Origin of the sequence: Actinoplanes sp. SE50/110 (assembly GCF_900119315.1) — a bacterium.
In the GTDB taxonomy this organism is placed as follows: domain Bacteria; phylum Actinomycetota; class Actinomycetes; order Mycobacteriales; family Micromonosporaceae; genus Actinoplanes.
In genome coordinates this window covers 718,460-745,352 of record NZ_LT827010.1, presented here as the reverse complement: position 1 = coordinate 745,352, position 26,893 = coordinate 718,460, and the positions used below count along the sequence as shown (strand labels likewise).

The window sequence follows — 26,893 nt, the reverse complement described above, 5'->3', positions numbered from 1 at the left end:
TACTCACGCCAGCGTGCCGCTTTCCAGGGACGCCGCGCCGACTGACGTGCCGTACCGTGGACGGAAGCACCCTTCTTATGAGCCGCTGCTGGAGGTGACGTCGTCGATGAGCGTGGGAGTGGTTGACCACGTCGGTCCATGGACTGAGGACGAGTATTTTGCGCTCGGCGAGACGACGGACCGGATCGAGCTCATCGATGGGAGCCTGGTGGTGAGCCCCGCGCCGAGCATGAGCCATCAGCGTCTCTCTCGCCGACTGGCGAACGCGCTGGACGAGGGCGCCGAACCAGCCGGGCTCTTTGTCTATGAGGCGATCAACGTCCGGCTGAACACCGGCCGAATCGTCATTCCCGACCTGGCTGTGGTGGACCAGGACGAGGAGGCCGTCACGGCAGACGCTTCCCGGGTGCTCCTGATCGGTGAGATCGTTTCGCCGAGCAATGCCGCCATGGACCGTGTACTCAAGATGCAGCTCTACGCCGCTGCGGGCATCGGGTGGTACCTCCTCGTCGAGCACGAGGCGCCGGACTCGCTGACGCTACGGCTCAACCGTCTCGATGGCCAGCACTACGTCGAGGAAACCGTCGTGAAGACTGGCGCGAGCTTAACCTCCGAGTACCCGTTCCGGTTCGACCTCGACACGCGTTCGCTCGTTCGTCGCTGACAGCCGCAGCCGCCGACAGCGCCGGCCACCACAGGATAAAAGAAGCCCCTCAATCAACTGCTGAGACAGCGGCGAGGGGCTTCTCCCGTCGGTCCCACCGGGTCCCACTCAGGACCAAAGGCGACCAGTTCGGGCGTGCGGTGATGGACTGCGGCGAGCAGCGCGCCAACTTGTGCCGGGTTGACCACTGCCCTGCGGTCGACCTCATCGTCATGCTCGGGGCACTCCAGCTCACCCCGAGCCCTGTTCACACCAGGATCTTGTCGGCTGACCGACAAGGTCGTTCCGAACCGGCGGGAGATAGATAGACGTTCATACGGTGGTGGCACTTTGCGCGGGAAATCTGACTCGCTACGGCCTTACGCCGCCGACCTGACCGACGAGTCCGAGGCCGCCCGGGAGACCCGGAGCTACGCCGACAAGTGGGGGACGTTGCGGCGGGCGGGGACGTGCCGGGGCTATTTGATGCGGCGGGTGTTGCGGGCGACCAGCGGTTCGAACTCCTTGTGCTGGTCGAGCCATGCGGCGATGAAGGGGCACATCGGGACGACGGTGCGCGACCTGGCGCGGGCGTCTTCCAGGGCGGTCCGGGCCAGGGCGGAGCCGACGCCCTGGTGTTCGAAGGCCGGGTCCACCTCGGTGTGGGTGAAGACCACGATGGGGCCGGTCATCTGGTAGGTGAGGACCCCGGCCAGGGCGCCCGTGTCGGTGCGGGCTTCGAAGCGGCCCTTGTCCGGGACCTCGGCGACGGTGAACTCCATGCCGCCATCAAACCATGATGATCAGGTGAGGCGGTCGGTCACCTCGGCCAGCATGGCGGGCGGGAGTTCCGGGGCCTCCAGGAGGCGGGGCAGGCGGGTGGGGTCGTGCATGTAGATCTCGTAGGCCTCGGTGAGGGTCAGGCCGTGCGACGGGCGGTCGGTGACCGTGATGCGGTCGCCGGGGACCAGTGTGCCGGGGGTGAGCACGCGCAGGTAGGCGCCGGTGCGGTTGGCCTGGGAGAAGCGTTTCACCCAGCGGGGCTCGGCCATCCTGTTCTGGAAGGTGAGGCACGGGATCCGGCCGAACGTGACCTGCAGGAGCAGGCCGGAACCGAACTGCCATTGTTCGCCGATGACGCCGTCGCGCAGGTCGAGGCCGGAGGTGGTCAGGTTCTCCCCGAAGGTGGCCGGAGCCAGGTCGCGGCCCAGGTTGGCGGCCCACCAGGCGTAATCCTCCGTGGCGTACGCGTACACCGCCTGGTCGTCGCCGCCGTGGTGCCGGGTGTCGCCGATGTGGTCGCCGACGATGCCGCTGTGCAGGCCGGTGCGGCGCGGGCCGGGGGCACGGACCTGGACCGGGGCGGACACCGGCTTCTTGTTGATGCCGGTGGTCGGGACGTCCTTGCCCATGCTCGGCTCCGAAGCACCCACGTTGACCGACAACGCGATCCCGTTCACGCGAAAGTCACCACCGCTCGATCCTCCACCGGACGGTAGCCGAGCCGGTGGTAAAGGGCATTGCTGGTCGGGTTGTCCAGATCGGTGTAGAGCACGACCTCGGCCGCACCCTCGTCGAGGGCGGCACGGGTGGCCGCCGCGGTGGCGCCGGCCGCATAACCGTGGCGGCGCAGGGCGGGTGGGGTCCACACGTACAAGATCCGGATCATGCCGGCCGCGGGCCGGGAGCGGACCGCCATCGAGACCGGGGTGGCGTCGTCGACCCGGAGGGTGACCCGGGGCAGCAGTTCGTCGACGACCGCGGCGACGTCGGCGCGGGGCTCGCCGGTGACCGCGAAGAAGTCGGTGAGCCAGGCGGTCACCAGATCCCGGTCGGCCGGGCCGGCGGGCCGCGCGGCACCCGGCGGCGACGGCGGGGTCAGCGTGCCCAGGGGGTGCAGGCGGGTCCGCATCCCGGGCTGGTGCGCCCGGGAGCCGACGAACGCGGGGAGATCGTCGACGAGCATGTTGACCCCGGGAAGCGGGCGGCTCCGCAAGGCCGCGGCGGCGGCCGGCACGGCGGGCGCGGGCAGCGCGGTGAACATCACCGGATGCGGGGGCGTCTGCAGCAGGACACCGCTCACCGAGTCGTCGCCGGGGGTGATCCACCAGCCGAAAACCGGGTCTCCCGCGCCGTAGGCGTGCAGGCCGCGGGAACGCAGGTTGTCGATCAGGGTCAGGAAAACCGTGTGCCGCACCGGTGAGGCCCGCAGGAAATCCCCGGCGACCGCGGCGAATCGGTCCAGATCGGACCTGATCTCCCAGGTCATCCGGTCATCCTAGATCCGGTCATCGGCCCCACGCCTTCGCTATTCGGGCGAGGGTGTCCCGCCGGGTCTCCGGGTCGTAGACGGTGCCGGCCAGCATCAGCTCGTCCGCGCCGGTGCGGGCGACCAGGGCATCCAGGCCGGCGACCACCTCGTCCGCGGTGCCGGCGTACTGCGTGCCGGGCAACGCGTGCAGCATCTGACGATCCAGATCGGACAACTCGCGGGTCGCGGCCTGCTCGGGCGAGATGATCGGGCCGAGCCGCCCGGTGCGCAGGCTCAACGCCATGATCCGGCTCGGGCCGGCGAGGAACTCCGCCTCCTCGGTGGTCTCGGCGGCGATCACCGACGCGCTGACCATCACGTGCGGCTCGGGCAGGCCCGGCGACGGCTGGAAGCCCGACCGGTACAGCTGCAGCGCGGCGTCCACATCGGCGGCGATCGCGAAGTGGTACGCGTAGCAGAACGGCAGGCCCAGAGCGGCCGCGACCTGCGCGCCATAGGTCGACGAGCCGAGGATCCAGACCTGGGGGTACGTCTCGGGGGCCGGCGTCGCGTGCAGACGCCCCGCCGCGCCCGCCACCCGAGCGTCACCGAGCAGTCCCAGCACCGTCCGCAGATGCTCGGGGAACCGCTCCACGGTCAGATGCGGCGACACCCCGCGCAGCGCGGCCGCGGTCGCCTGATCGGTGCCCGGCGCCCGCCCGATGCCCAGGTCGACCCGGCCCGGGTAGAGCGCCTCCAGCAGCGCGAACTGCTCGGCGACCACGAACGGCATGTGGTTGGGCAGCATCACCCCGCCGGAACCGACCCGGATCCGGCCGGTCTGCGCGGCGACCGCCCCGATCAGCACCGGCGGTGAGGTCGACGCCACCGCCGGCATGTTGTGGTGCTCGGCGACCCAGAACCGGGCATATCCCAGCTCGTCGGCCGCCCTCGCGGTCGCGATGGTGCCGCGCAACGCGTCGGCGCTGCCGTGCCCCTCGCGGACGGTGGCCAGATCCAGCACGGAGAGCGGAACACGGGTCATGACCTCATCCAATCCGGAAAACCGGGTGGGTGCCACGGTGATGCCGGTCTCCCGCCCTAGGGGCGGCGCTGCTGGTGCCGGAGCACCTGGACGCCGGCGGTGACCGCGGCCAGGGCGGCCCCGGGCACCAGCATCCAGACCGGCCACGGGTAGATCTCGTGGTCGACCGTGGTCCGGACCAGTGCGTACACCACCAGGTTGACGGCGGCGAGCGCCGCCCAGACGGTCCAGAGCACGATCAGCGCGACCGGCAGCCGCCGCGACTCCCGCCGGCTCTCGGCAGCCTGGCGGGCCCGCACCTCGGCGGCGCTCGTCCCGGGCTGCGGAAGATCACGAACCAGGACCAGGAGTTCCGCGTACGTCTGTGCCGCATACGCCGCGGCCACCCGGTCGTCGTACTCGTGCAGCGACAGCCGGCCCTCGTCGAGCGCGCCCTTCAACTGGTCGGCGATCAGCTGCCGGTCGGAGTCGGCGGCCCGCAGCGACTCGATCTGCTCGCCACGCCGCCCCGGGCCGGTTACCTCTTTTGCCATGGCCGGGCTCCTTCGCGTACGCGCCGGTTGTCGGCGTCAGGCTATCGAAAACCGGCGACGCTGTGGTGACCGTGACACGGCGCGCTCCGCGGAAGCCACCCGGGTCAGTGTGATCGGAAACGGGCGCCGGCTGACCGCGTACGCCGGCAATCGGATCGGTCCGGGGAGAAGCGGACGGCCGCGCCCCCGCGCGGCCGTGGCCTCAGCGAAGGTAGGGGCGGGACGCCCCGCCGGTGAGCGACGCCTGCTCATGCAGCCGACGGATCCGCTCGACCATCGGCGGGTGCGTGGCGAAGAGCGCCGCGATCCCCTCGGCGCGGAACGGGTTGGCGATCATCAGGTGCGCCGCGCTGGTCAGTTGCCCCTCGGCCGGCAGCGGCATCCGCTGCGTGCCGTAGTGGATCTTTTCCAGAGCACTGGCCAGGGCCAGCGGATCACCGGTCAGGGTGGCCCCGGACGCATCCGCCTGGAACTCCCGGTTCCGGCTGATCGCCAGCTGGATGATCGACGCGGCCAGCGGGCCGAGAATGAGCATCAGCAACAGCGACGCCGGGTTCGGCGCATCGTCGTCGTCCGAACCGCCGAACGGCAGGAAGATCGCCAGCTGGGCGAGCATGGTGACGATCCCGGCGAGTGCGCCGGCGACGCTGGAGATCAGGATGTCGCGGTTGTAGACGTGCGACAACTCGTGCCCGATCACCCCGCGCAGCTCACGGGCATCCAGGATCCGGGTGATGCCGGCGGTCACCGCGACCGCCGCGTGCTGCGGATCCCGGCCGGTGGCGAAGGCGTTCGGCTGCATCGACGGCGACACGTACAGCCGCGGCATCGGCTGGCCGGCCTGCGCCGCCAGCTCCCGCACGATCTGGTGCAGCGCCGGGAACTCGGCCTCGCTGACCGGCTGCGCGCCCATCGCCCGCAGCGCGATCCGGTCCGAGAAGAAGTAGCTGACCGCGTTGGTGACCAGCGAGAAGATCACCGCGATGACGAGGCCGGTGCTGCCGCCGAGCCAATACCCCACGGCCAGGATCAGGCCGGTGAGCAGGCCGAGCAGGGCGGCCGTCTTGAGTCCGTTGTGATGGCTGTGCACGTTCGACTCCTTCGGCATGCGGGCTCGTGACCCACACTCCAGAGAACGCGGAAAGCCTGCACGTTCATCCGGGCGGACGCTGTGAGTACGCTGGAACGCCGCGAGCGTCAACCCGGGAGTCGCCGCCGCCGGGGCACGCTGGCGGGCGGCGCGATGGGAAGCCGCGCGGCGGGGCGCGGCGCGATGGGAAGCCGCGCGGCGGGGCGCGGCGCGATGGGAAGCCCCGCGGCGCGGCGCGGCGCGATGGGAAGCCCCGCGGCGCGGCGCGGCGCGATGGGAAGCCCCGCGGCGCGGCGCGGCGCGATGGGAAGCTCCGCGGCGCGATGCAGAACCGCGCGATGCCGTGCCGGGCAGCCCGGTGCGGAGCCGCCGCCAAGCGGCGGATGCCGTGCGGAGCGGTGATCCCGAGACGTGCGGCCGCGGCGAGGGCTCAGCTCAGCGCGGCGAAGAGGAGCTGCGGGGCGAAGCCCAGCACGATGGCCACCGCCACCGAGACCGCGAGGGTGGCGGCGACCGGCCGGGAAACCGGAAGCCGGGGGTGCAGGGCGGCGTCCATCAGGGCCGGGTCGGCGACGGTCATGCCGATCCGTGGCGGCAGGGAGTAGAGGGTCGCGGTGACCCGGATGTAGTAGGCCAGGGCGATGACCGCGTTCAGGACCACGACCGCGGCGAGCCAGGACCAGTGGTGCCGGATCAGGACGTCGACCACGGACAGCTTGGCGAACAGACCGGCCAGGCCCGGGGGCAGCCCGGCCAGACCGGCCAGGGACAGGGTCAGGGCGGCGCCCGGCCACGGGTTGCGGCGGGCGGCTCCGCGGTGGTCGAGGATGGTGCCGCCGTCGGCGCCGGGCAGGCGCAGGGCGGTCACCACGGTGAAGGCGATGAACTCCAGGACCATGAACAGGACCGCGTAGGCCAGGGCGGCGGGAACGCCCGGAGCGCCGAGGGCCAGGGCGGCCAGGATGTAACCGGCCTGCGCGATCGACGACCAGGCCAGCAGGCGGACCATCCGGGTCTGCCGAAGGGCGACCAGGTTGCCGATGGTCATGGTGAGGACGGCCAGTACCGCCATGACCGCGCGGGCGTCGAGACGGGCGACGATCGCGGCCAGCGCCAGGACGCCGCCCAGCTTCGAGGCGGTGGACAGGTAGGCCGCGACGGGGAGCGGGGCGCCGTCGTAGGTGGCCGGAGCCCAGGCGTGCAGCGGGACGGCGGCGACCTTGAAGGCCAGGCCGATCACCAGCAGGGCCACGCCGACGCCGGCGAGCGGGCGGAACGGGCCGGTGGCCGGGTGCAGCAGGGCCAGGTGCACCGAGCCGGTGGCGGCGTAGTTCAGGGCGGCGCCGAGCAGGGTGACGGCCGTGGAGACGACGCTGATCAGGAAGAACGTCAGCGAGGCCGAGACGCCGGCGGTGGTGGGGCGCTCACCGGGGGCGAAGCGGCGCAGGCCGACCAGGACGTACAGCGGGAGGGTCAGCGTCTCCAGGCCGACGATCAGGGTGATCAGGTCGCCGGCGTAGGCGATCACCACGCCGCCGGTCATCGAGCAGGCCAGCAGGAAGCAGAACTCGCCGGCCGGGGCGATGCCGAGGCGCAGGGCCGGGGTGGACAGGGCCAGGACGCCGACGGTGAGGGCGGCGAACAGGGCGGCGGTGACCGCGGCCGGCCAGGTGGGCAGCCAGGAGCAGGCGCCGGTGGTGCAGAAGGTACCCGGTTCGGGGCCGACGACCAGGGCCAGAACCGCGGTGGCCAGGCCACCGAGCGCGGTGGCGGACAGGACGGCGGTGCGGTTCGCCAGGAACAGGTCGGCCAGGAAGGCGAGGATCGCGGTGCCGGCCGCCGCATAGAGGGGCAGCAGCGCGAAGTGGTCGACGGACTGGCTCACGAGCGCCCTCCCATCGAGGTCGGCGACGGACCGGCCACGGGGTGGCCACCCGGCCGGGTCGGAGCAGGACCGGCCACGGGGTGGACACCCGGCCGGGTCGGAGCAGAAGCGGCCACGGGGTGGCCTCCCAGCGGGGTCGGAGCAGGACCGGTCACGGGTGTCCTCCCAGCAGGGTGGTCAGCGGGACGGCGGTTTTGGCGATGACCAGGGCCGGGATGACGCCGACCGCCAGGGTGAGCAGGATCAGCGGGGTCCAGGCGAACCATTCGACGCCGGCGATCGAGGGACGCAGGGCGTGGACGGTCGGGGTGGTCGGGCCGTGCGTGACCCGGCGCAGCAGGCGCAGGAAGTACGCCGCGGTGAGGGCGCCGCCGAGCGCCGCGACGGCGGCCAGGGTGAGCCAGAGTGGGCCGCCCCGGCGGACCGCGGCGAGCACCGCGAACGCCTCGCCCCAGAAGCCGGCCAGGCCGGGCAGCCCGAGGGAGGCGATGGCGGCGAAGCCGAGCAGGCCGGCCAGCCGCGGCGCGGTCTCCCGCAGGCCGCTCAGCTGGTCGAGTGAGCCGGTGCCGGCGCGGTCCTTGATCGTGCCGGCCAGGAAGAACAGCAGGCCGGTGATCAGGCCGTGTGCCACGTTGCCGAGCAGCGCGGCCTGCAGGCCGGTGACCGTCAGGGTGGCGATGCCGAGCAGCACGAAACCCATGTGGCCGACGCTGGAGTAGGCGATCAGGCGTTTCAGGTCGCGTTGCCGCAGGCAGATCAGCGAGCCGGCGAGGATCGCGATCACGGCGAGCACGCCGAGGACCGGGGCCGCCCAGGAGGCGCCCTGCGGGGCGACGCCGACGCCGACCCGGATCAGGCCGTAGGTGCCCATTTTCAGCAGCACGCCGGCCAGGACGACCGAGCCGACCGTGGGCGCCTCGGTGTGCGCGTCGGGCAGCCAGGTGTGCAGCGGCCAGAGCGGGGCCTTGATCGCGAATGCGACCGCGAGCAGGGCGAACACCACGCACTGGGTGGTGCGGGAGAGCATCGGGGCGCCGGTCAGGCTGATCAGGTCGCCGGTGCCCACCCTGGTGGTCACCAGCAGCACGCCGAGCAGCAGCAGGACCGAGCCGGCCAGGGTGTAGAGGACGAACTTGCGGGCCGCGGCACGGCGTTCCGGGCCGCCCCAGCCGGCGATCACCGCGTACATCGGAAGGAGGACGACCTCGAAGAAGACGAAGAACAACAGCAGGTCCAGGGCGAGGAAGGTGCCCAGGACACCGACTTCCAGGATCAACAACAGGGCACTGAGCGTACGACCGGAGCCGCCGCCCCTGGGCACCTTGCGCACCGTGTACGCGCAGCAGAGCAGGGTGAGCAGCCCGGTCAGCACGATCAGTGGATAGGAGACGCCGTCCACCCCGAGGTGGAAACGCAGGCCGAGGGCCGGCACCCAGGGCAGGTCGAGATTGACCCAGGGCATCAGGGGCACGGTGTCCCGGCCGGTGAAGCCGACCCAGACCTGGCCCCGCTGCCCGGCGAAGACCGGGACGATCGAGAGCCCGAAGGTGATCCCGGCGAAGACGGTGGCCACGATCCGGGCCCGCCGGTCGTGCCGGGCCGGGAGCACAGCCACCACGGCCGCGCCCACGGCCGGGACCACGAGCAGGGCCAGCAGCAGGACGGACCCCGCTGTCCAGGTGGCGGTGTCATAGGCATAGTCGTGGAACATCAGCCCAGGGCCCCCAACCACGCGACGACGCTCAGGATCAGGGCGCCGAACAGAACCAGGACCGCGGCGCCGGGCAGGCTGGCCCGGTGCGCGTCGGCGAACATCCCGCCGAGCCCGCGGGTGGCCGTGCCGGCGCCCTCGACGGCGGCGTCCACCACCCGCTCGTCCGCAGCGGTGGCGAACCGGGCCAGGGCTTTGGCCGGTCGTACGACCAGGAGGCTCTGGACGTGATCCAGATGGAATCCGGCGGCGAACAGCGGCCGGGCCCGGCCCAGCGCCTCGGCCGGGTCGGCCCCGGGTACCGCCCACCACAACCACCAGGCCGTGCCGGCACCGGTCGCGAGCAACAGCATCGGCAGCAGGATGGCGACGCTCAGGTGCGGGTCGTCGAGCTCCAGCGCGTGCCGGAAGCCGGGGGCGAAGGCGGCCAGGCCGAGCAGCGCGGCCGGGATCGCGAGCAGCAGGATCGGCCAGCGCATCGGGCCGGGCGGATCGTGCGGGACGGCCGGGGACTGATAGCGCGCGTCGTCGAAGCCGACCTCCCAGTGCGGGCCCGCCGGACCGTGCGCCCGGGACGGGCCGAAGAATGCGCGCAGCAGCAGGCGCGTCGCATACCAGGCGGTGAGCCCCACACCGAGCAGCGCGGCGACCCAGACCAGCCAGGCGGCCCAGACCGGTGCCGTCCCGCCGCCGTCGGTGGCGTGCGCGGCCGCGGTCAGCACGTTCTCCTTCGACCAGAAGCCGGCAAGCGGGGGCAGGCCGGCCAGCGCGCTGAGGCCGATCACGAACGACCAGAAGGTGACCGGCATGTGCGTGCGCAGGCCGCCCATCCGGGACAGGTGGTTGCCGCCCACGGTGTGGATCACCGCGCCCGCCGCGAGGAACAGCAGGGCTTTGAAGGCGGCGTGGGTGAGCAGGTGGAACAGGGCGGCCGCGGGTGAACCGACGGCCAGCGCGCCGGTCATGTAGCCGATCTGCGAGACCGTGGACCAGGCCAGCACGCGTTTCATATCGTCCTGGGCCATCGCGGACAGGGCGCCGAGCAGGATGGTGATCGACGACATCACCGCGAGGGTGGCCAGCGCGGCCGGCGACTGCTGGAACAGCGGGAACGTCCGGAACACCACGTAGACCCCGGCGGCGACCATGGTGGCCGCGTGGATCAGCGCGGAGATCGGGGTGGGGCCGGCCATCGCGTCGGGCAGCCAGGTGTGCAGCGGGAACTGGGCGCTCTTGCCGGCCACCCCGGCGAGCAGCAGAAGCAGCGCGGCGATCAGCGTGCCGTGGCCGTAGGAGTGGGTGAGCACCACCGACAGCCGGGATGTGCCGGCGCCGGCGACCAGCAGCGCGATGCCGAGCAGGAAGCCGACGTCACCCACCCGGGTGACCAGGAACGCCTTCACCGCGGCGGCCGGGGCCTCGGGTAGCCGGCGGTCGTGGCCGATCAGCAGGTAGGAGCAGGCGCCCATCACCTCCCAGCCGATCAGCAGGCCGATCAGGTCGCCGGAGCTGACCACCAGCAGCATCGCGCCGGTGAACAGGGCGACCTGGGCGGCATAGGGCGCATAGCGCGGGTCGTCGTGCAGATAGGTGGTCGAGTAGACCTGGACGCACAGGGCGACCACGCAGACCGCGAGCGCGACGTAGAGCGCGGCCGGGCCGACCGCGAAGCCGAGCGTCACTTCGATGTCGCCGAAGCGCGCCCAGGTGGTGCCGGCCGCCAGCGGCGCAGCGCGGCTGGTGGTGATCGCCAACAGGGCGATCGCGTCGAGCAGGGCCAGGGCGGCGCCGGCGATGCCGAGCGTGGCGGCGAGCCGGCGGGGCCCACCGTCGCCCGGGCGCAGGGTCAGGCCGAGCAGGCCCAGCAGCAGGGGGATGCCGGGGAGCAGCGCGCCGAGAACGTCGGTGGTCACTGATCCACCTCGTCGAGGGCGACCTCGTCGATCGCGACGGCCCGGCGCATCCGGTAATACTGCAGGACGATGGCGAGGCCGACGCCCACCTCGGCGGCGGCCAGCACGATCACGAACAGGGCGAAGACGCCGCCCGAGCCGGGCTGCGCATTCGGCGTGGCCCAGGACTCGCTCGGGACGCCGCGCAAGGTGGGGCGCAGCGACACGTCGGCGGTGACCAGGATCAGGTTCACCGCGTTCAGCATCAGCTCGACGGCCATCAGGACCAGGATCGCGTTGCGCCGGCGGACCACGCCGTAGGCGCCCAGGCCGAACAGCCACGCACCGATCACGTAGGGAACGGTCACGTGCATCAGGCCGGCACCTCCTCGTCCTCGTCCGTCTGCCTGTCCGTCGTCTCCCCCGGTGCGGAAGGGTGCCCCGTGCGCCTGCCGATATCCGGGCGGGACAGCACGATCGCTCCGACCAGGGCGGACAGCAGCAGAATCGAGAGCACCTCGAACGGGAGCACCCACGTGCCGAAGACCTGGGCGCCGATCCGCTCAGCGGTGCCGGGGGCGGCCCGCGGATATTCGATCCAGCGGAAGGCGTCGGCGAACAGGGCGGCCAGGCCGAGACCGACACCGGCGCCGATCAGGGCGGAGGGGCCGGCGGGCCGGTCCAGGTCGGGGCTCGGGCCGATCGGGGCGCGGGTCAGCATCACCGCGAACAGCAGCAGCACGACCACCGCGCCGACATAGACCAGCACCTGGGTCCAGGCGACCAGTTCGGCGCCGAGGACCAGGTAGAGGCCGGCGATCGCGCCCAGCGAGACGACCAGGTAGAGGCCGGAGCGGACCAGGTGGGCGCTGGTCACCACCAGGGCGCCCGAGCCGACCGCCACGGCGCCCAGCGCGAGCATCAACACATCGGCGACGGTCACTGCTGGCTCTCCGGGCGCTGCTGCGGGCGTACCGTAGCCGGTCTTGCGGTCTTGGCGGCGGTGGCCGCGCCCGGACCGGCGGCCTTGCGTGCCGCGGTCGCCTCCTCCTTGGAAGGCTCGCCCAGCACGTCGTGCGCAGGCGGCGGCGGCACGGTCCGCATCCACTCGCCCAGCCGGCCCTTGTCGTGCAGCAGCGAGAGGACGTCGGTCTCCGCGTACTCGAACTCGGGGGTCCAGTGCAGGGCGTCGAACGGGCAGACCTCGATGCAGATCCCGCAGTACATGCAGAGAGAGAAGTCGATGTCGAAACGGTCCAGCACGTTGCGCTGCCGGGCGCGGGCGGCGCCCGGAACGACGACCTCCTCCTTGTGCGAGTCGATGTAGATGCACCAGTCGGGGCACTCGCGGGCGCACAGCATGCAGACCGTGCAGTTCTCCTCCAGGAGGGCGATCACGCCGCGCGAGCGCGGGGGCAGCTCCGGCTCGACGTCCGGATACTGCTGGGTGATGGTCTTCCTGGTCAGTGTCTTGAGGGTGACGGCAAGGCCATTGATCAAACCCTTGCCGGGTACGAGGTGGTCGCCGTCATCAGTCACAAGGGCATATCCTGCCCGCTTCGTCCGAGCGACGCGACCTCGACCCGGCTTCGAACGCCCTCCCGTGCCCGACCATCGCCGCGACCGATCGCACACCGGCGCTCAGAGCAGGGACTTCACCGCGACGGTGAGGACCAGCTGGGCCAGCGAGACCGGGACCAGGATCAGCCAGCAGAGTCGCTGCAGCTGGTCCTCGCGCAGCCGGGGGTAGGTGACCCGGAACCAGATGATCACGAAGGACAGCGCGGCCATCTTGAGCAGCGTCCACAGCCAGCCCAGGTGATCCGCGAACGGGCCGTGCCAGCCGCCCAGGAACAGGACCGTGGTGAGCGCGGCGATCACGATGATCCCCACGTACTCGGCGAGCAGGAAGAACGCGAACCGCAGGCCGGTGTACTCGGTCATGTAGCCGAAGACCAGCTCGGAATCGGCGATCGGCATGTCGAACGGCGGGCGGCGGATCTCCGCCAGCCCGGCGATGAAGAAGACCAGCGCGGCCGGCGCCTGCCAGATCAGCCACCACGGGCGCCACGCCTCGACGATGCCGGGCAGGCTCAGCGTGCCGGCCGCCATCGCGACGCTGGCCGCGGCGAGCACCAGCGGCAGCTCATAGCCGAGCAGCTGGGCGGCGCCGCGCAGGCCACCGAGCAGGCTGTACTTGTTGGCCGAGGCCCACGCCGACATCAGCACGGCGACCACGCCGATCCCGAGGATCGCCAGGACCAGGAACAGGCCGATGTCCAGCCGTTGCGCGACCAGGCCGTGCGGGCCGAGCGGGAGGGTCAGGATGACCACCAGGTACGGGAAGAGGGCGACGATCGGCGCCAGCCGGAAAACGGGGCGATCGGCTCCGTCCGGATGCACATCTTCCTTCTGGACGAATTTGACCCCGTCCGCCACGAGCTGCGCCCAGCCGTGGAAGGCGCCCGCGTACATCGGGCCGACCCGGCCCTGCATGTGCGCCATCACCTTGTGCTCGGCCTGCCCGACCAGCAGCGGGAGCACCAGGAAGCCCACCATCACGGCGGCGACCCGGATCAGCAGATCCAGCCAGAGCGGCATCAGCCGGCCTCCCCGCCCCTGGTCCTGCGGGGGCCCCACTCGCTCGGATCGGGGACGCCCGGCGGGCGCATCGGGGCCCGCTTCGCCGTGCCGTGCTCCGACTCGCCCGGCTCCTTGGCCCCCGGCCACGGCTTGGCCACCCGGGCGGCCAGCACGAACTCCTTGCGCAGCGGATGCCCCTCGAACTCCGGCGGCAGCAGCAGCGGCCGCAGCCCCGGATGGCGGGCGAAGACGATGCCGAACATCTCGAACGTCTCCCGCTCGTGCCAGTCGGCGCCCGGATAGAGGTCCACCAGGGACTCCACCTCCGGGTCGGCCCGCGGCACCCGGGTGCGCAGCAGCAGGCCGTGCCGCCGCCGGGTCGACCACAGGTGCGCGACCACGTCGAAGCCGTCGTCCAGCTCGTCGACCGCGGACAGCCAGTCGAAGAAGTCGCAGCCCAGCGCACCCGGATCGCGGGCGATCGTGGCGGCGTGCCACCAGCGGGCGACCGGGACGTCGACCACCGCCCGGGAATGGCCGGGACCGCCGCCGGACACCCCGGCGGTGACGACGCCCAGGCCCGGGTCGTCCGTCTCCATCAGGTGGACGAGGCGTTCTCCGACCTCTTCGGGCGTCATGGCAGCCATCCTATGATCCGGGGCCGGCCTGCAACCTCCCGCCGGGCCCGGACGTGTAGTCGCCGTGACAGCAGTTGACGAGCATCGAACGGAGTGGCTGAGCGCCGTGCCGCCCGACCCGCCGTCGTTCGATGAGGTGTACGCCGCGCACTATGCCGACCTGACCGTCCAGTTGTACGCCTACTTCGGCGATCGCCAGGAGGCACAGGACGTCGTGCAGGAGGCGTTCTGCCGGGCGTTCACCCGGTGGCGCAAGGTCTCCGGCTACGGGGATCCGGTCGGGTGGATCCGCCGCGTCGCCTGGAACCTGGCGGTGAGCCGCTGGCGCCGGGTGCGGACCTCCATCGGCTTCCTGCGCCGGCAGACCGTCGCCGAGCTGCACACCGAAGGTCCCGGACCGGACCGGGTGGCGCTGATCTCGGCACTGGCCACGCTGCCCGGCGCTCATCGGCGGGCGCTGGTCCTGCACTACCTGGCCGACATGCCGATCACCGAGGTGGCCCGCCGCGAAGGGGTCGCCGAGGGAACCGTCAAGTCATGGCTGCATCGAGGTCGCGCGGCGATGGCCGCCCGGCTGAATCTGACCATCGGAGGCGAGTGATGGCCGACCAGATCGAACGGCTCTTCGCCGACCTGCGTACCGACACGCTGCCGCGGATCAGGCCGCCCGGCGCTGACGCGGCCCGCCGGACGGTCCGGCGCCGACGGCGGCGGGCGGCCGCGGTGACCGGGATCGGCCTGGCCGTTCTGGCGGTGGCCGCCTTCACCACCCCCCTGCGGCTGTCCTCGCCGGCCGAGCCGGCCGCCCCACTGAGCCAGGCGGAACGTGACAGCCTCGCCCTCGACGCGGCCCGGGTGATCCGCCTGCACGATTACCCGCAGACCAACGGCGGGACGATCACCGGCGACGGCCCGCTGGTCACTCTCGACGTCCTGCCCGGCGAGTACGACTTCGTCGCCGCCTGTGCGGGCCAGGCCGGCACCGTCGACCTGAGGGCAGGCGAGACGCACCTGGAACTACCCTGCGGACCGGCCCCGGACAAGAAGGCGATCACCGTGGCGGTCACCGGGCGACGGCAGCAGATCTCCGTCGCCGCCCGGTCCGACCCGGCCGCGCTGGGCCGGGTCGGGATCGGCTGGGCGCTGAACCTCTCCGAGAAGAGCCGGGCGCAGCTGATGGCCGCGGCCAGGCAGGCGATCGGGGACAACGCGTCGAGCACCTTCCTCGACGACAACGGCGCCAGCGGCGTGCAGGACAACAGCGTGCGAGCCGGCTCGTACCGGGTCACCGCGGCGTGCATCGGCACCGGACCGGTCCACGGGCAGGCCGGGAACCAACAGGCCACCGGACCGTTCCACCCGCTCAAGGCCTTCGTGGTGGAGTGTGACGGGAAAGCGCACGACTTCGATGTGACCATGCCGGCCGGCAGCAAGATGGGTTTCTTCGAATTCAGCACGGTCGCGTCGGCCCAGGGCGCCCTGGGTTACCGGGTGACACGCCGCTGATCTCTCACAGGCCCGGGATGCGACCGTTGCGGAACACGTCGACGAAGTCCTGGTGGTCCTCCCGGGCCTGGTCACCGTACTTGTGGGCGAAGTCGACCAGGTGCGCGACGAACCCCTTCTCGTCCTTGTCGACCACCGCGACGATCGCCTCCTCGGTCGAGAAGTCGACCAGGTCGTGGCTCGACTCGTCGTCGGCGACCGAATGCATCCGGGCCACCGCCCGGCCCAGGTCGGCGATCACCCCGGAGAGCTCCTCCGGCTCGTTGACATCCGACCAGTCCAGATCCGCGGCGTACGGCGACACCTCGGCGACCAGCTGGCCGACGCCGCCCAATTCGGTGTAGCCCAGCCACGGGTCGGCGTGCGCCTGCAGCGCCCGCTGGGACTCGGCGGTCCGGTGACCCTGATGCTTGAAGTAGGACCGGACCCGCTCGTCGTCGATCCACCGCGCCACCGCCGGCACCTGGGCCTGCTTCATGTAGATGATGACGTCGTTCTCCAGGGCCTCGGTGTGCCCCTCCAGCAGCAGGTTGTACGACGGCAACCCGGCCGAGCCGATCCCGACGCCCTTGCGCAGCTTGATGTCCTTGATGTTGGTGGAGATCGGCCGGCCGGTGTCCGGCAGCGTCGCCAGATACCGGTCGAAGGCGGCCGTCACCCGGGCCACCGTGGCCTCGTCCACCTCGAAGACGCCGTCGCCCAGGGAGAACCGGCGCTCGTAGTCGTCGACCGTGGTCTGCCCGTCGAGCAGGGCCACCCGGGTGTTCAGCCGCGCCTCCTGCAACACCCGGCGCAGCACCCCGTCCGCGTTCTCCAGGGTGATCGACCCGATCGCGTCGTCGCCGCCCTGCGCGATCGCCCGCAGCTCGGTCAGGTACGACTCGGCGAACGTGGTGACCAGCGCCGAGATGCTGTCGTCGGAGAGTGCCTTCGAATAGCCGATCAGCGCGACGCTCGCCGAGAAGCGCTTCAGATCCCAGGAGAACGGACCGACGTACGCCTCGTCGAAGTCGTTGACGTTGAAGACGAGCCGCCCGGACGAGTTCATGTAGGTGCCGAAATTCTCCGCGTGCAGATCGCCGTGGATCCACACCCGGCTGGTCCGCTCGTCGAGATAACTGTCGTCACGGAAGTCACCGACCTGGTCGGCGTAGAACAGCGAGGCACTCCCCCGGTAGAACGCGAACGGCGAAGCCGCCATCTTCCGGAACTTGCGGCGGAACGCCGTCGGATCGATGGCCATCAGCTCGCCGAACTCGCGAGCCAGCACGTCGACGATGAAGTCGGCACGAGACGCAGAACTCATGCCGCCCACGCTAGACCGGCGGGGCCACCACGGGAGCGGTTAGGGCGGCGGCGGTCCTGGTGAGGGGGTCGGGGCGAGAGACGCCGCCGGGGCCGGACTGCTCGGCGGCGATCTTCTCCTGCAGGCGCAGGATGCCGTGCAACAGGGCTTCCGGGCGGGGTGGGCAGCCGGGGACGTAGACGTCGACCGGGATGATCTGGTCGACACCTTTGGTGACCGCGTACGAGTCCCAGTACGGGCCGCCGCAGTTGGAGCACGAACCGAACGAGATGACGTATTTCGGCTCGGGCATCTGGTCGTACAGCCGCTTGATGGCGGGGGCCATCTTGTCGGTGACCGTGCCGGAGACGACCATCAGGTCGGCCTGACGGGGACCGTGCGCGAACGGGATGACGCCGAGGCGCATGAAGTCGTGGCGGCTCATGCTGGAGGCGATGAACTCGATCGCGCAACAGGCGAGACCGAAGTTGAACACCCAGAGGGAGTACCGACGGCCCCAGTTCAGCACGAACCGGATGGGTTCACCGAGCACTCCAGGAAGGGCCATTTCGTCAACCTACTGCATTCTCGTACGGGTCGATGAGGCTCATCGGGCGGCGCGCGTCCTCCAGCACCTGCTGCGGGAAGTTGGAGCCCTCGATGTAGTAGCGAGCACGGGTGCGACCGACCGGTTCCAGCATTCCCGCCGCAGCCAGGTCACGGAGGTCACGCTGGGCCTGCTGCAGGGTCAGTCCTTCCGCCTGCTCGTAGCGGTGCCGCCGGATTCGACCGAATACCGCTACGTCGTGCAAGGCGGAGACGACTCGCTCGTCCAGACCTTTCTGCCCGGCGAAGGAGAAGAGTCGTTCCCACACCGTCGCCGACAGATCGGCTTGGCCCTGCACCATTTGCGCCTGCTGGTGATAAGCCGTCAGGTTGCACCTGATCCACGGCGAGACGTCCTGGTTCGGCCGGTAGGTAGATCCGCGGGCCTGGAGTACCCGGTAGTACTCGAACGTGTTCAGAGACTGGCCGAGCCATGCCTCGATCGAGGAGAACTCCGGAGCAAGCACTCCCTCACGCGCGATCATCAGCGTTTGCAGTGAGCGGGACATCCGGCCGTTGCCGTCCGCCCACGGATGGATGGAAACCAGAATGAGATGCGCCATTGCCGCCCGGATCAGCGGATGCGCGCCGTCGTCAGTGTCGAGCCAGTCGACGAGTTCCGACATCAGACCGGGAACCTCGGATGCATCCGGTGCCGTGTAGGCGAGGGTGCGAGTGCGGTGTCCTGGAGCAGTGACATACACGGGACCGTGACGCCACTGGCCCGCGGGCTTGTTCGGCGTATGGCGATGCCCCTGCAACATCCAGTGCAGCGCGTTGAGAAGTCCCTTGCTGTAGGAGAAGTCGGCGAAGTCGTGCAGCGTCTGCACGTAGGTCATCATCCGCTGATAAGCAAGCGTCTCCTCGCGATTCTCGTCGGACACCTCAACGTCCCGCTCGCCGTCCATGAGGTCTTGGACGTCAGCCGTTGACACGCGAAACCCCTCGATGGAGTTGGAGGCTGCGACCGCGTCCGCGGTGAGAAATTTGCGGAGTCCCTGTTCCCACTTGGAAGGCCGCGACTGAATCTGATGGCGAAGTCTTTCGCGCATCACGTCGACCTCGGCGAGGACCGCCTGGTCAGCGGGTTCAAGAGCGGGAGTCGGGTAGAGCACGATTCAATCAAACAATGACGCAGACATTGCGTCAAGAAGACCCGTCAGGACGCTGGAGGATGCTGGGAAACCTAGTCAGGAGGGCCAGCGGGTTGACAGCGCGTCCCACGCCTTCGGCGATAGCACAAGCAGGCCGGCTACGCCCGCGGCGACACCCAGCGTGTCGGTCAGATACGGCGGAAGCAACAAACCGGGCACCGTGCCGAAAGCGCCGGTGACCAGGGATCCGAACGCGTACCCAGCCAAAACTCTCCTGGGCGGAACACTCGCCCGGGTTACCACGGGAGAGGGATCGCGGGCGTCATCGACGCGCATCGTAACCATGATCGGGCGTTGCCGCCTACGCTCGCCAGCATGGGAAGCGTTGCGGCCGGCGTCGCCGCGAGCCATCCGGCGACCGCCCGCACCGGAGTGCGGATTCTCGAGGCGGGCGGGAGCGCCGCCGACGCCGCGGTCGGCGCGGTTCTGGCCTGCTGCGTCGCCGAGACGATCTACACCGGGCTGGGTGGTGGCGGCTTCGCCACCTACTTCGACGCGCATACCGGTCAGGTCACCTGCCTGGACTTCTTCGTCGCGGTGCCGGGCCTGGACGGCGACCGGAAGCCGGAGCCGATGGTCGCGGTCGACGTGTTCTTCGGCGGGCTGCCGCAGATCTATTCGATCGGTGGGGCCAGCGTCGCGGTACCGGGGGTGCCGGCCGGGCTGGGCGAGGTGCACCGCCGCTGGGGCCGGCTGCCGTGGCGGGACGTGGTCGCGCCGGCGGCCGGGCTGGCCCGCACCGGGGTGCTGCTGCCCGCCGCGCACGCCCGCACGCTGCAGTCGTGTGCGCCGGCGCTGGCCTTCGGCGAGGGCGCGGCCCCGTACCAGCCGGGCGGCCGGCTGCTGCAGAGCGACGAGCTGCTCTTCCACGACGGGCTGGCGACCGCGATGGACGCGCTGGCCAGTGACGGGCCGGGCGTCTTCTACGGCGGGGAGTACGCCGATCTGCTGGTCGCCACGGTCCGTGCGGCCGGCGGCACGCTGGGCCCGGGCGACCTGGGCAGTTACCGGGTGGCCGAGGTGGCGGTCGACCATGCCACGTTGGCCGGCTACCGGGTCTGCGCCCGGCACGACCTGAACCGCACGGTGGACACGATCGGCGCGCTGCCGGCCGACCTGTCCCGTCCGGGCCGGGCCGCCGCGGTCGCCACGGCGCTGCGCAATCTGGGGGCGCAGCGGCTGGGTGACACCACCAACGTCTCGGTGGTCGACCCGGACGGCAACGCCTGCGTGGTCACCACGACGCTCGGGCTGGGCGCCGGGGTGTGGCTGCCCGGGCTGGGCATCAACCTGAACTCCATGCTGGGCGAGGGTGAGCTGCTCACCGAGCCACTGGTGCCGGGGCAGCGGATGTCGTCCTACATGTGCCCGCTGGTGGTGATCGGCCCGGACGACTCGCTGACCGTCGCGGCCGGTTCGGCCGGCGCCTCGCGAATCCGCACCGCCCTGGTCGACACGCTGCTCGGGGTCCTGGTGGACGGCCTGGACGTGGCCGACGCGATCGCCCGGCCGCGGTTCCACGCGGTGGGCGACACGATCCACGCGGAGAACGGCTGCCCGCCGGCCGAGCTGGCGACGCTGCGGGAGGCCGGGTGGCACGTGGTCGAGTGGCCCGAGCTCAACCACTACTTCGGCGGGGTGACCGCGGTGGGCCAGGCCGGGGTCGCCGGTGACCCGCGCCGGGGCGGGGTCGGGCTGCTGCTCTGACTCACATCCGGCGGGCGGCGGTCGCCTCGGCCGCGGCCGCGGTCTCGCGCAGCGCCACGTCCAGGTCGGTCGGGGTGAGGCCGAAGGTGCGCTGGGTGCGCGAGCTGTCCATGTGGAACGGCGCGTAGAACTGGTAGTCCATCTCGGCCAGCTCTCGGGCGATCGGCACCACCAGGCCGGCCGTGCGCATCACGAACCGCGGCAGGCCCTTGACCTTGACCCGGGGCACCCCGGCCGCGTCGCAGTACCGGTCGGCCAGCTCGCGCATGCTGATCGCCGGGCCGGACGGGACGTGCCACGGCTTGCCCCAGGCGCGCTCGTCGCGGGCCAGGGTGACCAGCGTGCGGGCCATGTCACCGGTGTAGGTGAAGGTGTGCGGCGCCTCCGGGTCGCCCGGCGCCATCGCCGCCCGGCCCTTGTTGATCGCCGGCAGCAGCACCGCGGAGATGGTGCTGACGGCGCCGGCCCCGACGTAGTCCGAGGCGCGCGCCTCGACCGTGCGGACGCCGCTGGCCAGCGCGTCCTGCCACATCCTGGCCCTGATCCGGCCCTTGCGCCCGGTGGCGGCCAGCGGAGTGTCCTCGGTCATCACGCCGCCGGGCTGCGGGCCGTAGCCGTACAGATTCCCGGTGATCGCGTAGACCGCGTCGGCGGCCCGGGCGGCCTCGATCATGGCGTGGTTCATCGGCGGCCACTTGTCCGCCCACTCGGTGTATTTCGGGTTGGCGCAGTTGTAGACGACCTCGGCGCCGCGGGCCAGCTCGGTCAACCGCTGCGCGTCGGCGGCGTCACCGGCGACCCGCTCGATCAGCGCATGCTCCGGCCCGCTGCCGCTGCGCGTCACGATCCGCACCCGCTCGCCCCGGTCGGCCAGGAGGCGGGCGACGTTCGCGCCGATCGGACCGGAACCGATGATGACGTGCATGTCGTTCTCCTTTGTGAGCACCGCTCTCTGTCGAGAACAACGATGACACATCTCCCGCAACCATGCAAGAGCACTGCTCTCGTTGTGGCACACTGGCTCCCATGAAGGCCGCCAACCTGCGGGCCCGCGTCCGGGCCGAGATGACCGAAGAGATCAAACAGGTGGCTCAGCGTCACCTGGCAACCGATGGCGCCAACCTGTCGTTACGGGCCGTCGCCCGGGACCTGGGCATGGCGTCGTCCGCGGTCTACCGCTACTTCGCCAGCCGCGACGAACTGCTCACCGCGATGATCATCGACGCCTACGACGCGGTGGGGGCGGCGGCGGAACAGGCCGCCGAAACGACCGACGACCCGATGCGCAGGTGGGTGGCGATCGGGCACGCGGTGCGGGACTGGGCGGTGGCGAATCCGCACCAGTGGGCGCTGATCTACGGCAGCCCGGTGCCGGGGTATCAGGCGCCGCAGGACACCGTCGTGCCGGCCACCCGGGTGATCTTCGCGCTCGCCGCGACGACACAGATGGCACTGGCGCAGGGGCGGCTCGGGGAGGTTCCGGCGCAGCCGGAAGGGCGCTTCGGGGAGGAGATGGCGGCGGTCGCGGCGCAGATCAACCCGGATGCGCCGGCGCATCTGGTGGGGGCGGTGATGTATGGCTTCGTGCATTTGTGCGGGGCGGTCAGCGCGGAACTCTTCGGGCAGCTCAACAACACCATCGAAGACGACCGGAGGGGCTTCTTCGAATGGCAGATGCGAGCGGCGGGAAGGTTTGCGGGACTTCTTTAGACCACATTCTTTTTTGCGTGCGCTGCGGCCGATAACTGACCGCAGCTCCCGCCGGGACCCTTCCGGGCCGGGCTGGCCGCTGCGCGTCCAGAACGCCCGACCCGCAAGGGCGACATCCGCGGGTGGGCGCGGTCAAACCCCGCGCCGGGCGTGCAGGATGTGGCCACCGGCAGTGTCGGCGGGGACGTCGGTGCGGCCGAAGAAGCGGGCGGCCAGGCCGGACGGCCCCAGGTCCTCGATGTCGCCGAAGCCGTGCGCCCCCAGCGTGGCGGCGATCTCCTCCGGCTCGAAGAAGGTCAGCCACGGCTCGCCGATCTTGGCGACCCGGGCGGCGCGGGCTTCCAGGGCGGCGCGGCGCTCGGCCGGCATCCGCTCGGGGGACTGCGCATAGTCGAAGACGACCTCGTTGCCCTCGCGTCCGCCGACGAACCGCAGCGTCTCGGTGAAACCGTCGACGGTCAGGTAGGGCACCACGCCCATCCACAGGAAGAACGCGGGCTGCTCCAGCGTCAGCCGGGCTTCCAGGTCGTCCCGCTCGAAGTCGATCCCGACATATCGGAGGTTGCCGGGAATGCCGATCCCGGTCGAGGCGAGCCGCTCCCGCTTCCACGCCTGCGTGTCCGGATGGTCGATCTCGATCACCTCGAGCCCGGGATGCGGATTCCGGTAGGCGAACGTGTCCAGCCCCGCCCCCAGCACCACCGCCGTCCGGATCCCGCGGCCCACCGCGGCCGCCAGATGATCCTCGGCGAACCGGTGCCGCGCCGCGATGAACAGCCGCATCCCCCGCCGGGGCGCGTCACCCAGCAGCTCGTCCGGCTGATGCCCGAGGATCCGCAGGGCCAGCGGGTCGGCGAAGATCGCCCCGTCCTCCAGCACCTGGTGGGCCGCGCGGTATCGGGCCGCGGCGTACGCCGTCCTACTCGCCTGTCCGGTCTCCATCAGGACTCCACCCGGCTTTCTCGATCAGCACCCGGTCGCCGCGCAACGGTACGCCCTCGGCGAGCAGCCGCGCCCGCGCTTCACGTTCGTGCCCGGGCGGCAGCCGGCCGGCGCTGGTCACCACCCGGTGCCACGGCACCCCGCCGCCGTGCCGGGACATGATCCCGCCGATCTGCCGGGGCGAGTTCCGCCCGGAGACCTCGGCCAGCGCGTCGGCGACCGCCCCATAGGACATCACCCGGCCCTCCGGAATGCTCTCGACGAGCGTGAGAACCGCTTCGACGTACTCCTGGGGTGTCATCACCGGCCACGATATGGGATCCGGACCGGATCGACACCGGGCGGCCGAGCAGAATGGGCCGGGTGCGGGAAGTGGTGACCGGTGCGCGCCGGATCGTGGTCAAGGTGGGGTCGTCCTCGCTGACCACCGCGGCGGGCGGCATCGATGAGCAGCGGCTGGATTCCCTGGTCGACGCGCTGGGCCGGTTGGCCGGCGCGGGCCGTGAGGTGGTGCTGGTCTCCAGCGGCGCGATCGCCGCCGGCCTGGCCCCGCTGCAGCTGCCGCGCCGGCCGCGTGACCTGGCCACCCAGCAGGCCGCCGCCGCGGTCGGCCAAGGCCTGTTGATCGGGCGCTACACCGCCGGTTTCGCCCGGCACGGCCGGACCGTCGCGCAGGTGCTGCTCACCGTCGACGACGTGACCCGCCGCTCGCACTACCGCAACGCCTACCAGACGCTGCGCAAACTGCTGGATCTCGGCGCCCTGCCGATCGTCAACGAGAACGACACGGTGGCCACCGAGGAGATCCGCTTCGGGGACAACGACCGGCTGGCCGCGCTGGTCGCCGCCCTGGTCGACGCCGACCTGCTGGTGCTGCTCTCCGACGTGGACGCGCTCTACACCGGCAGCCCGTCCGACCCGGCCTCGCGCCGGATCCCGCTGGTCCGCGACGACGCCGACCTGGCGGGGGTGGCGATCGGCTCGGCCGGCCGGTCCGGGGTCGGCACCGGCGGCATGGTGACCAAGGTGGAGGCGGCCCGGATCGCCACCGGGTTCGGCATCCCGGTGGTGCTGACCGCCGCCCCGCTGGCCGCCGACGCGCTGACCGGCGCCGAGGTCGGCACCCTGTTCCAGGCCGCCGAGTCGCGGCCGACCGCCCGGCTGTTCTGGCTGGCGCACGCCACCGCGCCGCGCGGCCGCCTGCACCTGGACGCGGGCGCGGTCACCGCGGTGGTGGCCCGACGCAAGTCGCTGCTGCCGGCCGGGATCACCGCGGTGGACGGTTCCTTCGCCGCCGGCGACCCGGTGGACCTGGTCGACGCCGGCTCGGGCGCCCCGGTCGCGCGCGGCCTGGTCAACTATGACGCGGTCGAGCTGCCGGCGCTGCTCGGCCGGTCCACTCCGGAGTTGGCGGCCGCGCTCGGCCCGGGCTATGAACGAGAGGTCGTTCACCGCGACGACCTCGTACTGCTGTGAAAGGTGTGTCATGAGCGTGCTGGAGCAGGCGGCCGCGGCCCGGATCGCCGCCATCGACCTGGCCGGGGCCACCCGCGCGGACAAGGACGCGGCGCTGCTGCTGATGGCCGATCGCCTGGTCGAGCGGACCGACGACATCGTCGCGGCGAACGCGGTGGACGTGGCGGCCGCACGGGAGGCGGGCACCGGTGAGGCGATCGTCGACCGGCTGGCGCTGAGCCCGGCCCGGGTCGCCGCGATGGCCGACGGGCTGCGCCAGCTGGCCGCCCTGCCCGACCCGATCGGTGACGTGGTGCGCGGCTCGACCCTGGCCAACGGATTGGAGCTGCGACAGGTCCGGGTGCCGTTCGGCGTCGTCGGGATGATCTACGAGGGCCGGCCGAACGTGACCGCGGACGCCGCCGGCATCTGCCTGAAATCGGGGAACGCGGCGCTGCTGCGCGGTTCCCGCTCGGCCTTCTCGTCGAACGCGGCGATCGTCGCGGTGCTGCGCAAGGCGGTCGCCGACGCCGGCCTGCCGATCAACACGATCCAGCTGCTCGACGCCACCACCCGTGACTCGGTGAAGGATTTGATGCGCGCCCGCGGCCTGGTCGACGTGCTGATCCCGCGGGGCGGCGCCGACCTGATCCGCACCGTGGTCGAGGAGTCCACGGTGCCGGTGATCGAGACCGGGGTGGGCAACTGCCACGTCTACGTGGACGCCGCCGCCGACCTGGAGAAGGCGCTGTCGATCACGATGAACTCCAAGACGCAGCGCAACTCGGTCTGCAACGCGGCCGAGTCGCTGCTGGTGCACACCGAGATCGCCGACTCGTTCCTGCCGCTGATCCTGTCCGCGTTCGCCGAGGCCGGGGTGACCGTGCACGGCGACTCCCGGGTGGCCGGCTACAGCGACGCCGTGGTCCCGGCCACCGAGCAGGACTGGGGCACCGAATATCTGTCGGCCGACATCTCGGTCGCGGTGGTCGACTCGCTGGAGGACGCGCTCGACCACATTCGGCAGTTCGGCTCCGGGCACACCGAGGCGATCGTCAGCGAGTCGCTGGGCGCGACCCGGCGCTTCACCGCCGGCGTCGACGCCGCCGCCGTCGTGGTGAACGCGTCGACCCGGTTCACCGACGGCGGCGAGTTCGGCTTCGGCGCCGAGATCGGCATCTCCACCCAGAAACTGCACGCCCGCGGACCGATGGGCCTGCCCGAGCTCACCTCGACGAAGTACATCGTCACCGGCGACGGTCACATCCGCTGATCCGCGGCACTCCACGCCGACCGGCGAGAGCCACCGGCGTGGAGGTCCCCGTCCGGTGCTGGACCGCTGGAACGAAGACCCGAAATGGTCAGCGGCAGGCGCGCAGGGCGGTCAGGGTGACGTTCACGTCGAAGACCGGGCCCTCGTTGCTGTCCCAACCGCCGTCCGAGCGCTGCGTCTCGCCCAGCCGCTTCCACGTGTTGCGCAGCAGCCAGTCGTCGCCCAGGTTGACCCGGCGCAACGCGGCCGCCATCGCCGCGACGTCGGCCGGGGCCATGTCACCCAGCCGCTCGCCCAGCACGATCTGCACCCGCGACGACTCGTAGAAATACTGCTGCTGGTGCAGGAGGCCGGCGAGGTGCCAGCCGGCCGCCAGGAAGGACGGCCAGGACCCGTCCGGCCGCAGCTGCGAGGCGACGAAGGCAGCCGCCCGGCCGAGCACCTCGCCGTTGCGCCCGCGGGTCTGGTACGGGTCGCTCTCGACGGCTGCCGCGGTCAGCCAGAAGCCGGCGACCGACGTCAGGTAGAGGGTGGCCTCCGGCTCGCCGGGCATCGCCCAGGCCGGAGCCTCGCCGGCCAGGGACTCGTGCTCCTGCCAGGTGCCGTCGGACCGCTGGGCGCTCGCGAGCCAGGTCAGCGCCCGCTCGGCGACCGGACCGGCCTGCAGGCCGCCGAGGTCGTCGAGCTCGCTGAGCCGGAAGCAGGTGGCGTCGACCGAGGGGACCTGACCGTCGGCGGAGGCGGGCCAGCCGCCCTCGGACATCTGACCGCCGGACAGCCGGTCGATGATCTCCGGGGAGGCCGGCTGGCCCGTCCGCAGATAGTGCAGACGAGCACGTTCGACCGGGTCGCCATGGGCAACGACGTACCCGATGGCGGCATCGATATCGACCACGATAGAGAAGCTACCCGTCGATTCTGTGTTTCGGCGACCGGACCGTCACACTTTAGGAGGCCGATGACGTGACATCGGCCTCCCCAGTG

The 26,893-nt window shown here is 71.4% G+C and carries 28 protein-coding genes and 1 pseudogene; 7 read left to right on the top strand and 22 right to left on the bottom strand.

What is annotated here, in order from left to right; translation table 11 throughout:
• The first annotated feature begins 106 nt into the window (after positions 1 to 106).
• On the top strand, positions 107 to 664 hold the full coding sequence (locus tag ACSP50_RS03260) for a Uma2 family endonuclease (RefSeq protein WP_014687730.1): 558 nt from the start codon (positions 107 to 109) through the stop codon (positions 662 to 664).
• 458 nt (positions 665 to 1,122) lie between these two features.
• Here the strand turns inward: ACSP50_RS03260 and ACSP50_RS03255 are convergent, their stop codons facing one another.
• The 14 genes from ACSP50_RS03255 to ACSP50_RS03190 all read right to left on the bottom strand — a co-directional run bounded on the left by ACSP50_RS03255 (position 1,123) and on the right by ACSP50_RS03190 (position 14,271).
• Positions 1,123 to 1,425, bottom strand: a complete 303-nt coding sequence (locus tag ACSP50_RS03255) for a GNAT family N-acetyltransferase (RefSeq protein ID WP_014687729.1) — start codon at positions 1,423 to 1,425, stop codon at positions 1,123 to 1,125.
• 21 nt (positions 1,426 to 1,446) lie between these two features.
• Entirely contained in the window at positions 1,447 to 2,055 is a 609-nt protein-coding gene (locus ACSP50_RS03250; protein WP_014687728.1) for an MOSC domain-containing protein, read from the bottom strand.
• Positions 2,056 to 2,099: 44 nt separating this feature from the next.
• Complete coding sequence (locus ACSP50_RS03245; protein ID WP_014687727.1) at positions 2,100 to 2,912, bottom strand: GNAT family N-acetyltransferase; 813 nt, start codon at positions 2,910 to 2,912, stop codon at positions 2,100 to 2,102.
• Between the two features lie 19 nt (positions 2,913 to 2,931).
• Positions 2,932 to 3,939, bottom strand: a complete 1,008-nt coding sequence (locus ACSP50_RS03240; protein ID WP_014687726.1) for an LLM class flavin-dependent oxidoreductase — start codon at positions 3,937 to 3,939, stop codon at positions 2,932 to 2,934.
• A 56-nt stretch (positions 3,940 to 3,995) separates the two neighbouring features.
• Complete coding sequence (locus ACSP50_RS03235) at positions 3,996 to 4,472, bottom strand: DUF1707 domain-containing protein (protein WP_014687725.1); 477 nt, start codon at positions 4,470 to 4,472, stop codon at positions 3,996 to 3,998.
• Positions 4,473 to 4,674: 202 nt separating this feature from the next.
• Complete coding sequence (gene htpX, locus ACSP50_RS03230; RefSeq protein WP_014687724.1) at positions 4,675 to 5,580, bottom strand: zinc metalloprotease HtpX; 906 nt, start codon at positions 5,578 to 5,580, stop codon at positions 4,675 to 4,677.
• A gap of 412 nt (positions 5,581 to 5,992) precedes the next feature.
• Positions 5,993 to 7,447, bottom strand: a complete 1,455-nt coding sequence (locus ACSP50_RS03225; RefSeq protein WP_014687723.1) for an NADH-quinone oxidoreductase subunit N — start codon at positions 7,445 to 7,447, stop codon at positions 5,993 to 5,995.
• 151 nt (positions 7,448 to 7,598) lie between these two features.
• Positions 7,599 to 9,158, bottom strand: a complete 1,560-nt coding sequence (locus tag ACSP50_RS03220; protein WP_014687722.1) for a NuoM family protein — start codon at positions 9,156 to 9,158, stop codon at positions 7,599 to 7,601.
• Complete coding sequence (locus ACSP50_RS03215) at positions 9,158 to 11,071, bottom strand: NADH-quinone oxidoreductase subunit L (protein ID WP_014687721.1); 1,914 nt, start codon at positions 11,069 to 11,071, stop codon at positions 9,158 to 9,160. The genes ACSP50_RS03220 and ACSP50_RS03215 overlap by 1 nt, the downstream gene beginning before the upstream one ends.
• Positions 11,068 to 11,424 (bottom strand): NADH-quinone oxidoreductase subunit K, encoded by a 357-nt coding sequence (locus ACSP50_RS03210; RefSeq protein WP_014687720.1) that lies wholly within the window; start codon positions 11,422 to 11,424, stop codon positions 11,068 to 11,070. Before ACSP50_RS03210 ends, ACSP50_RS03215 begins: the two co-directional genes overlap by 4 nt.
• Positions 11,424 to 11,993: an NADH-quinone oxidoreductase subunit J gene (locus ACSP50_RS03205; protein WP_014687719.1), complete on the bottom strand. Its 570-nt coding sequence runs from the start codon at positions 11,991 to 11,993 to the stop codon at positions 11,424 to 11,426. The genes ACSP50_RS03210 and ACSP50_RS03205 overlap by 1 nt, the downstream gene beginning before the upstream one ends.
• Positions 11,990 to 12,589, bottom strand: a complete 600-nt coding sequence (locus tag ACSP50_RS03200) for an NADH-quinone oxidoreductase subunit I (RefSeq protein WP_014687718.1) — start codon at positions 12,587 to 12,589, stop codon at positions 11,990 to 11,992. The genes ACSP50_RS03205 and ACSP50_RS03200 overlap by 4 nt, the downstream gene beginning before the upstream one ends.
• Positions 12,590 to 12,691: 102 nt before the next feature.
• A complete protein-coding gene (locus tag ACSP50_RS03195) occupies positions 12,692 to 13,651 on the bottom strand; it encodes a complex I subunit 1 family protein (protein WP_014687717.1) in 960 nt (319 codons plus the stop codon).
• On the bottom strand, positions 13,651 to 14,271 hold the full coding sequence (locus tag ACSP50_RS03190; RefSeq protein ID WP_014687716.1) for an NADH-quinone oxidoreductase subunit C: 621 nt from the start codon (positions 14,269 to 14,271) through the stop codon (positions 13,651 to 13,653). Before ACSP50_RS03190 ends, ACSP50_RS03195 begins: the two co-directional genes overlap by 1 nt.
• Positions 14,272 to 14,377: 106 nt before the next feature.
• On the opposite strand from ACSP50_RS03190, the gene ACSP50_RS03185 reads away from it, so the two are divergent.
• The gene (locus tag ACSP50_RS03185) at positions 14,378 to 14,872 is read left to right on the top strand and encodes an RNA polymerase sigma factor (RefSeq protein ID WP_014687715.1); all 495 of its coding nucleotides are present in this window, start codon (positions 14,378 to 14,380) and stop codon (positions 14,870 to 14,872) included.
• A complete protein-coding gene (locus ACSP50_RS03180; RefSeq protein WP_014687714.1) occupies positions 14,872 to 15,777 on the top strand; it encodes a hypothetical protein in 906 nt (301 codons plus the stop codon). Before ACSP50_RS03185 ends, ACSP50_RS03180 begins: the two co-directional genes overlap by 1 nt.
• A 4-nt stretch (positions 15,778 to 15,781) precedes the next feature.
• On the opposite strand, the gene ACSP50_RS03175 is transcribed toward ACSP50_RS03180, so the two are convergent.
• From ACSP50_RS03175 to ACSP50_RS03160, 4 genes and pseudogenes are all read right to left on the bottom strand, one after another.
• Positions 15,782 to 17,083, bottom strand: a complete 1,302-nt coding sequence (locus ACSP50_RS03175; protein ID WP_014687713.1) for a DUF2252 domain-containing protein — start codon at positions 17,081 to 17,083, stop codon at positions 15,782 to 15,784.
• A 10-nt stretch (positions 17,084 to 17,093) separates the two neighbouring features.
• Entirely contained in the window at positions 17,094 to 17,630 is a 537-nt protein-coding gene (locus tag ACSP50_RS03170; protein ID WP_014687712.1) for an NADH-quinone oxidoreductase subunit B, read from the bottom strand.
• 4 nt (positions 17,631 to 17,634) lie between these two features.
• Positions 17,635 to 18,783, bottom strand: coding sequence for a Fic family protein (locus tag ACSP50_RS03165; protein WP_043510759.1), 1,149 nt, complete (start codon positions 18,781 to 18,783; stop codon positions 17,635 to 17,637).
• A 96-nt stretch (positions 18,784 to 18,879) separates the two neighbouring features.
• A pseudogene (locus ACSP50_RS03160) lies at positions 18,880 to 19,098 on the bottom strand (MFS transporter); the annotation flags it as partial.
• Between the two features lie 39 nt (positions 19,099 to 19,137).
• On the opposite strand from ACSP50_RS03160, the gene ACSP50_RS03155 reads away from it, so the two are divergent.
• Entirely contained in the window at positions 19,138 to 20,529 is a 1,392-nt protein-coding gene (locus ACSP50_RS03155; RefSeq protein WP_014687709.1) for a gamma-glutamyltransferase, read from the top strand.
• Between the two features lies 1 nt (position 20,530).
• Here the strand turns inward: ACSP50_RS03155 and ACSP50_RS03150 are convergent, their stop codons facing one another.
• On the bottom strand, positions 20,531 to 21,454 hold the full coding sequence (locus ACSP50_RS03150) for an NAD-dependent epimerase/dehydratase family protein (protein WP_014687708.1): 924 nt from the start codon (positions 21,452 to 21,454) through the stop codon (positions 20,531 to 20,533).
• 101 nt (positions 21,455 to 21,555) lie between these two features.
• Between ACSP50_RS03150 and ACSP50_RS03145 the strand changes: the two genes are divergently transcribed.
• The gene (locus ACSP50_RS03145) at positions 21,556 to 22,239 is read left to right on the top strand and encodes a TetR/AcrR family transcriptional regulator (RefSeq protein WP_014687707.1); all 684 of its coding nucleotides are present in this window, start codon (positions 21,556 to 21,558) and stop codon (positions 22,237 to 22,239) included.
• Between the two features lie 132 nt (positions 22,240 to 22,371).
• Here the strand turns inward: ACSP50_RS03145 and ACSP50_RS03140 are convergent, their stop codons facing one another.
• Both ACSP50_RS03140 and ACSP50_RS03135 read right to left on the bottom strand, forming a co-directional pair.
• Positions 22,372 to 23,181: a class I SAM-dependent methyltransferase gene (locus tag ACSP50_RS03140; RefSeq protein ID WP_014687706.1), complete on the bottom strand. Its 810-nt coding sequence runs from the start codon at positions 23,179 to 23,181 to the stop codon at positions 22,372 to 22,374.
• On the bottom strand, positions 23,159 to 23,482 hold the full coding sequence (locus tag ACSP50_RS03135; RefSeq protein ID WP_014687705.1) for an MGMT family protein: 324 nt from the start codon (positions 23,480 to 23,482) through the stop codon (positions 23,159 to 23,161). The genes ACSP50_RS03140 and ACSP50_RS03135 overlap by 23 nt, the downstream gene beginning before the upstream one ends.
• Positions 23,483 to 23,544: 62 nt before the next feature.
• Between ACSP50_RS03135 and proB the strand changes: the two genes are divergently transcribed.
• Both proB and ACSP50_RS03125 read left to right on the top strand, forming a co-directional pair.
• Positions 23,545 to 24,657 (top strand): glutamate 5-kinase, encoded by a 1,113-nt coding sequence (gene proB / locus ACSP50_RS03130; protein ID WP_172898729.1) that lies wholly within the window; start codon positions 23,545 to 23,547, stop codon positions 24,655 to 24,657.
• Positions 24,658 to 24,667: 10 nt separating this feature from the next.
• Positions 24,668 to 25,909, top strand: coding sequence for a glutamate-5-semialdehyde dehydrogenase (locus ACSP50_RS03125; protein ID WP_014687703.1), 1,242 nt, complete (start codon positions 24,668 to 24,670; stop codon positions 25,907 to 25,909).
• Positions 25,910 to 25,997: 88 nt separating this feature from the next.
• Here the strand turns inward: ACSP50_RS03125 and ACSP50_RS03120 are convergent, their stop codons facing one another.
• On the bottom strand, positions 25,998 to 26,804 hold the full coding sequence (locus tag ACSP50_RS03120; protein WP_014687702.1) for a prenyltransferase/squalene oxidase repeat-containing protein: 807 nt from the start codon (positions 26,802 to 26,804) through the stop codon (positions 25,998 to 26,000).
• Positions 26,805 to 26,893: the final 89 nt, after the last annotated feature.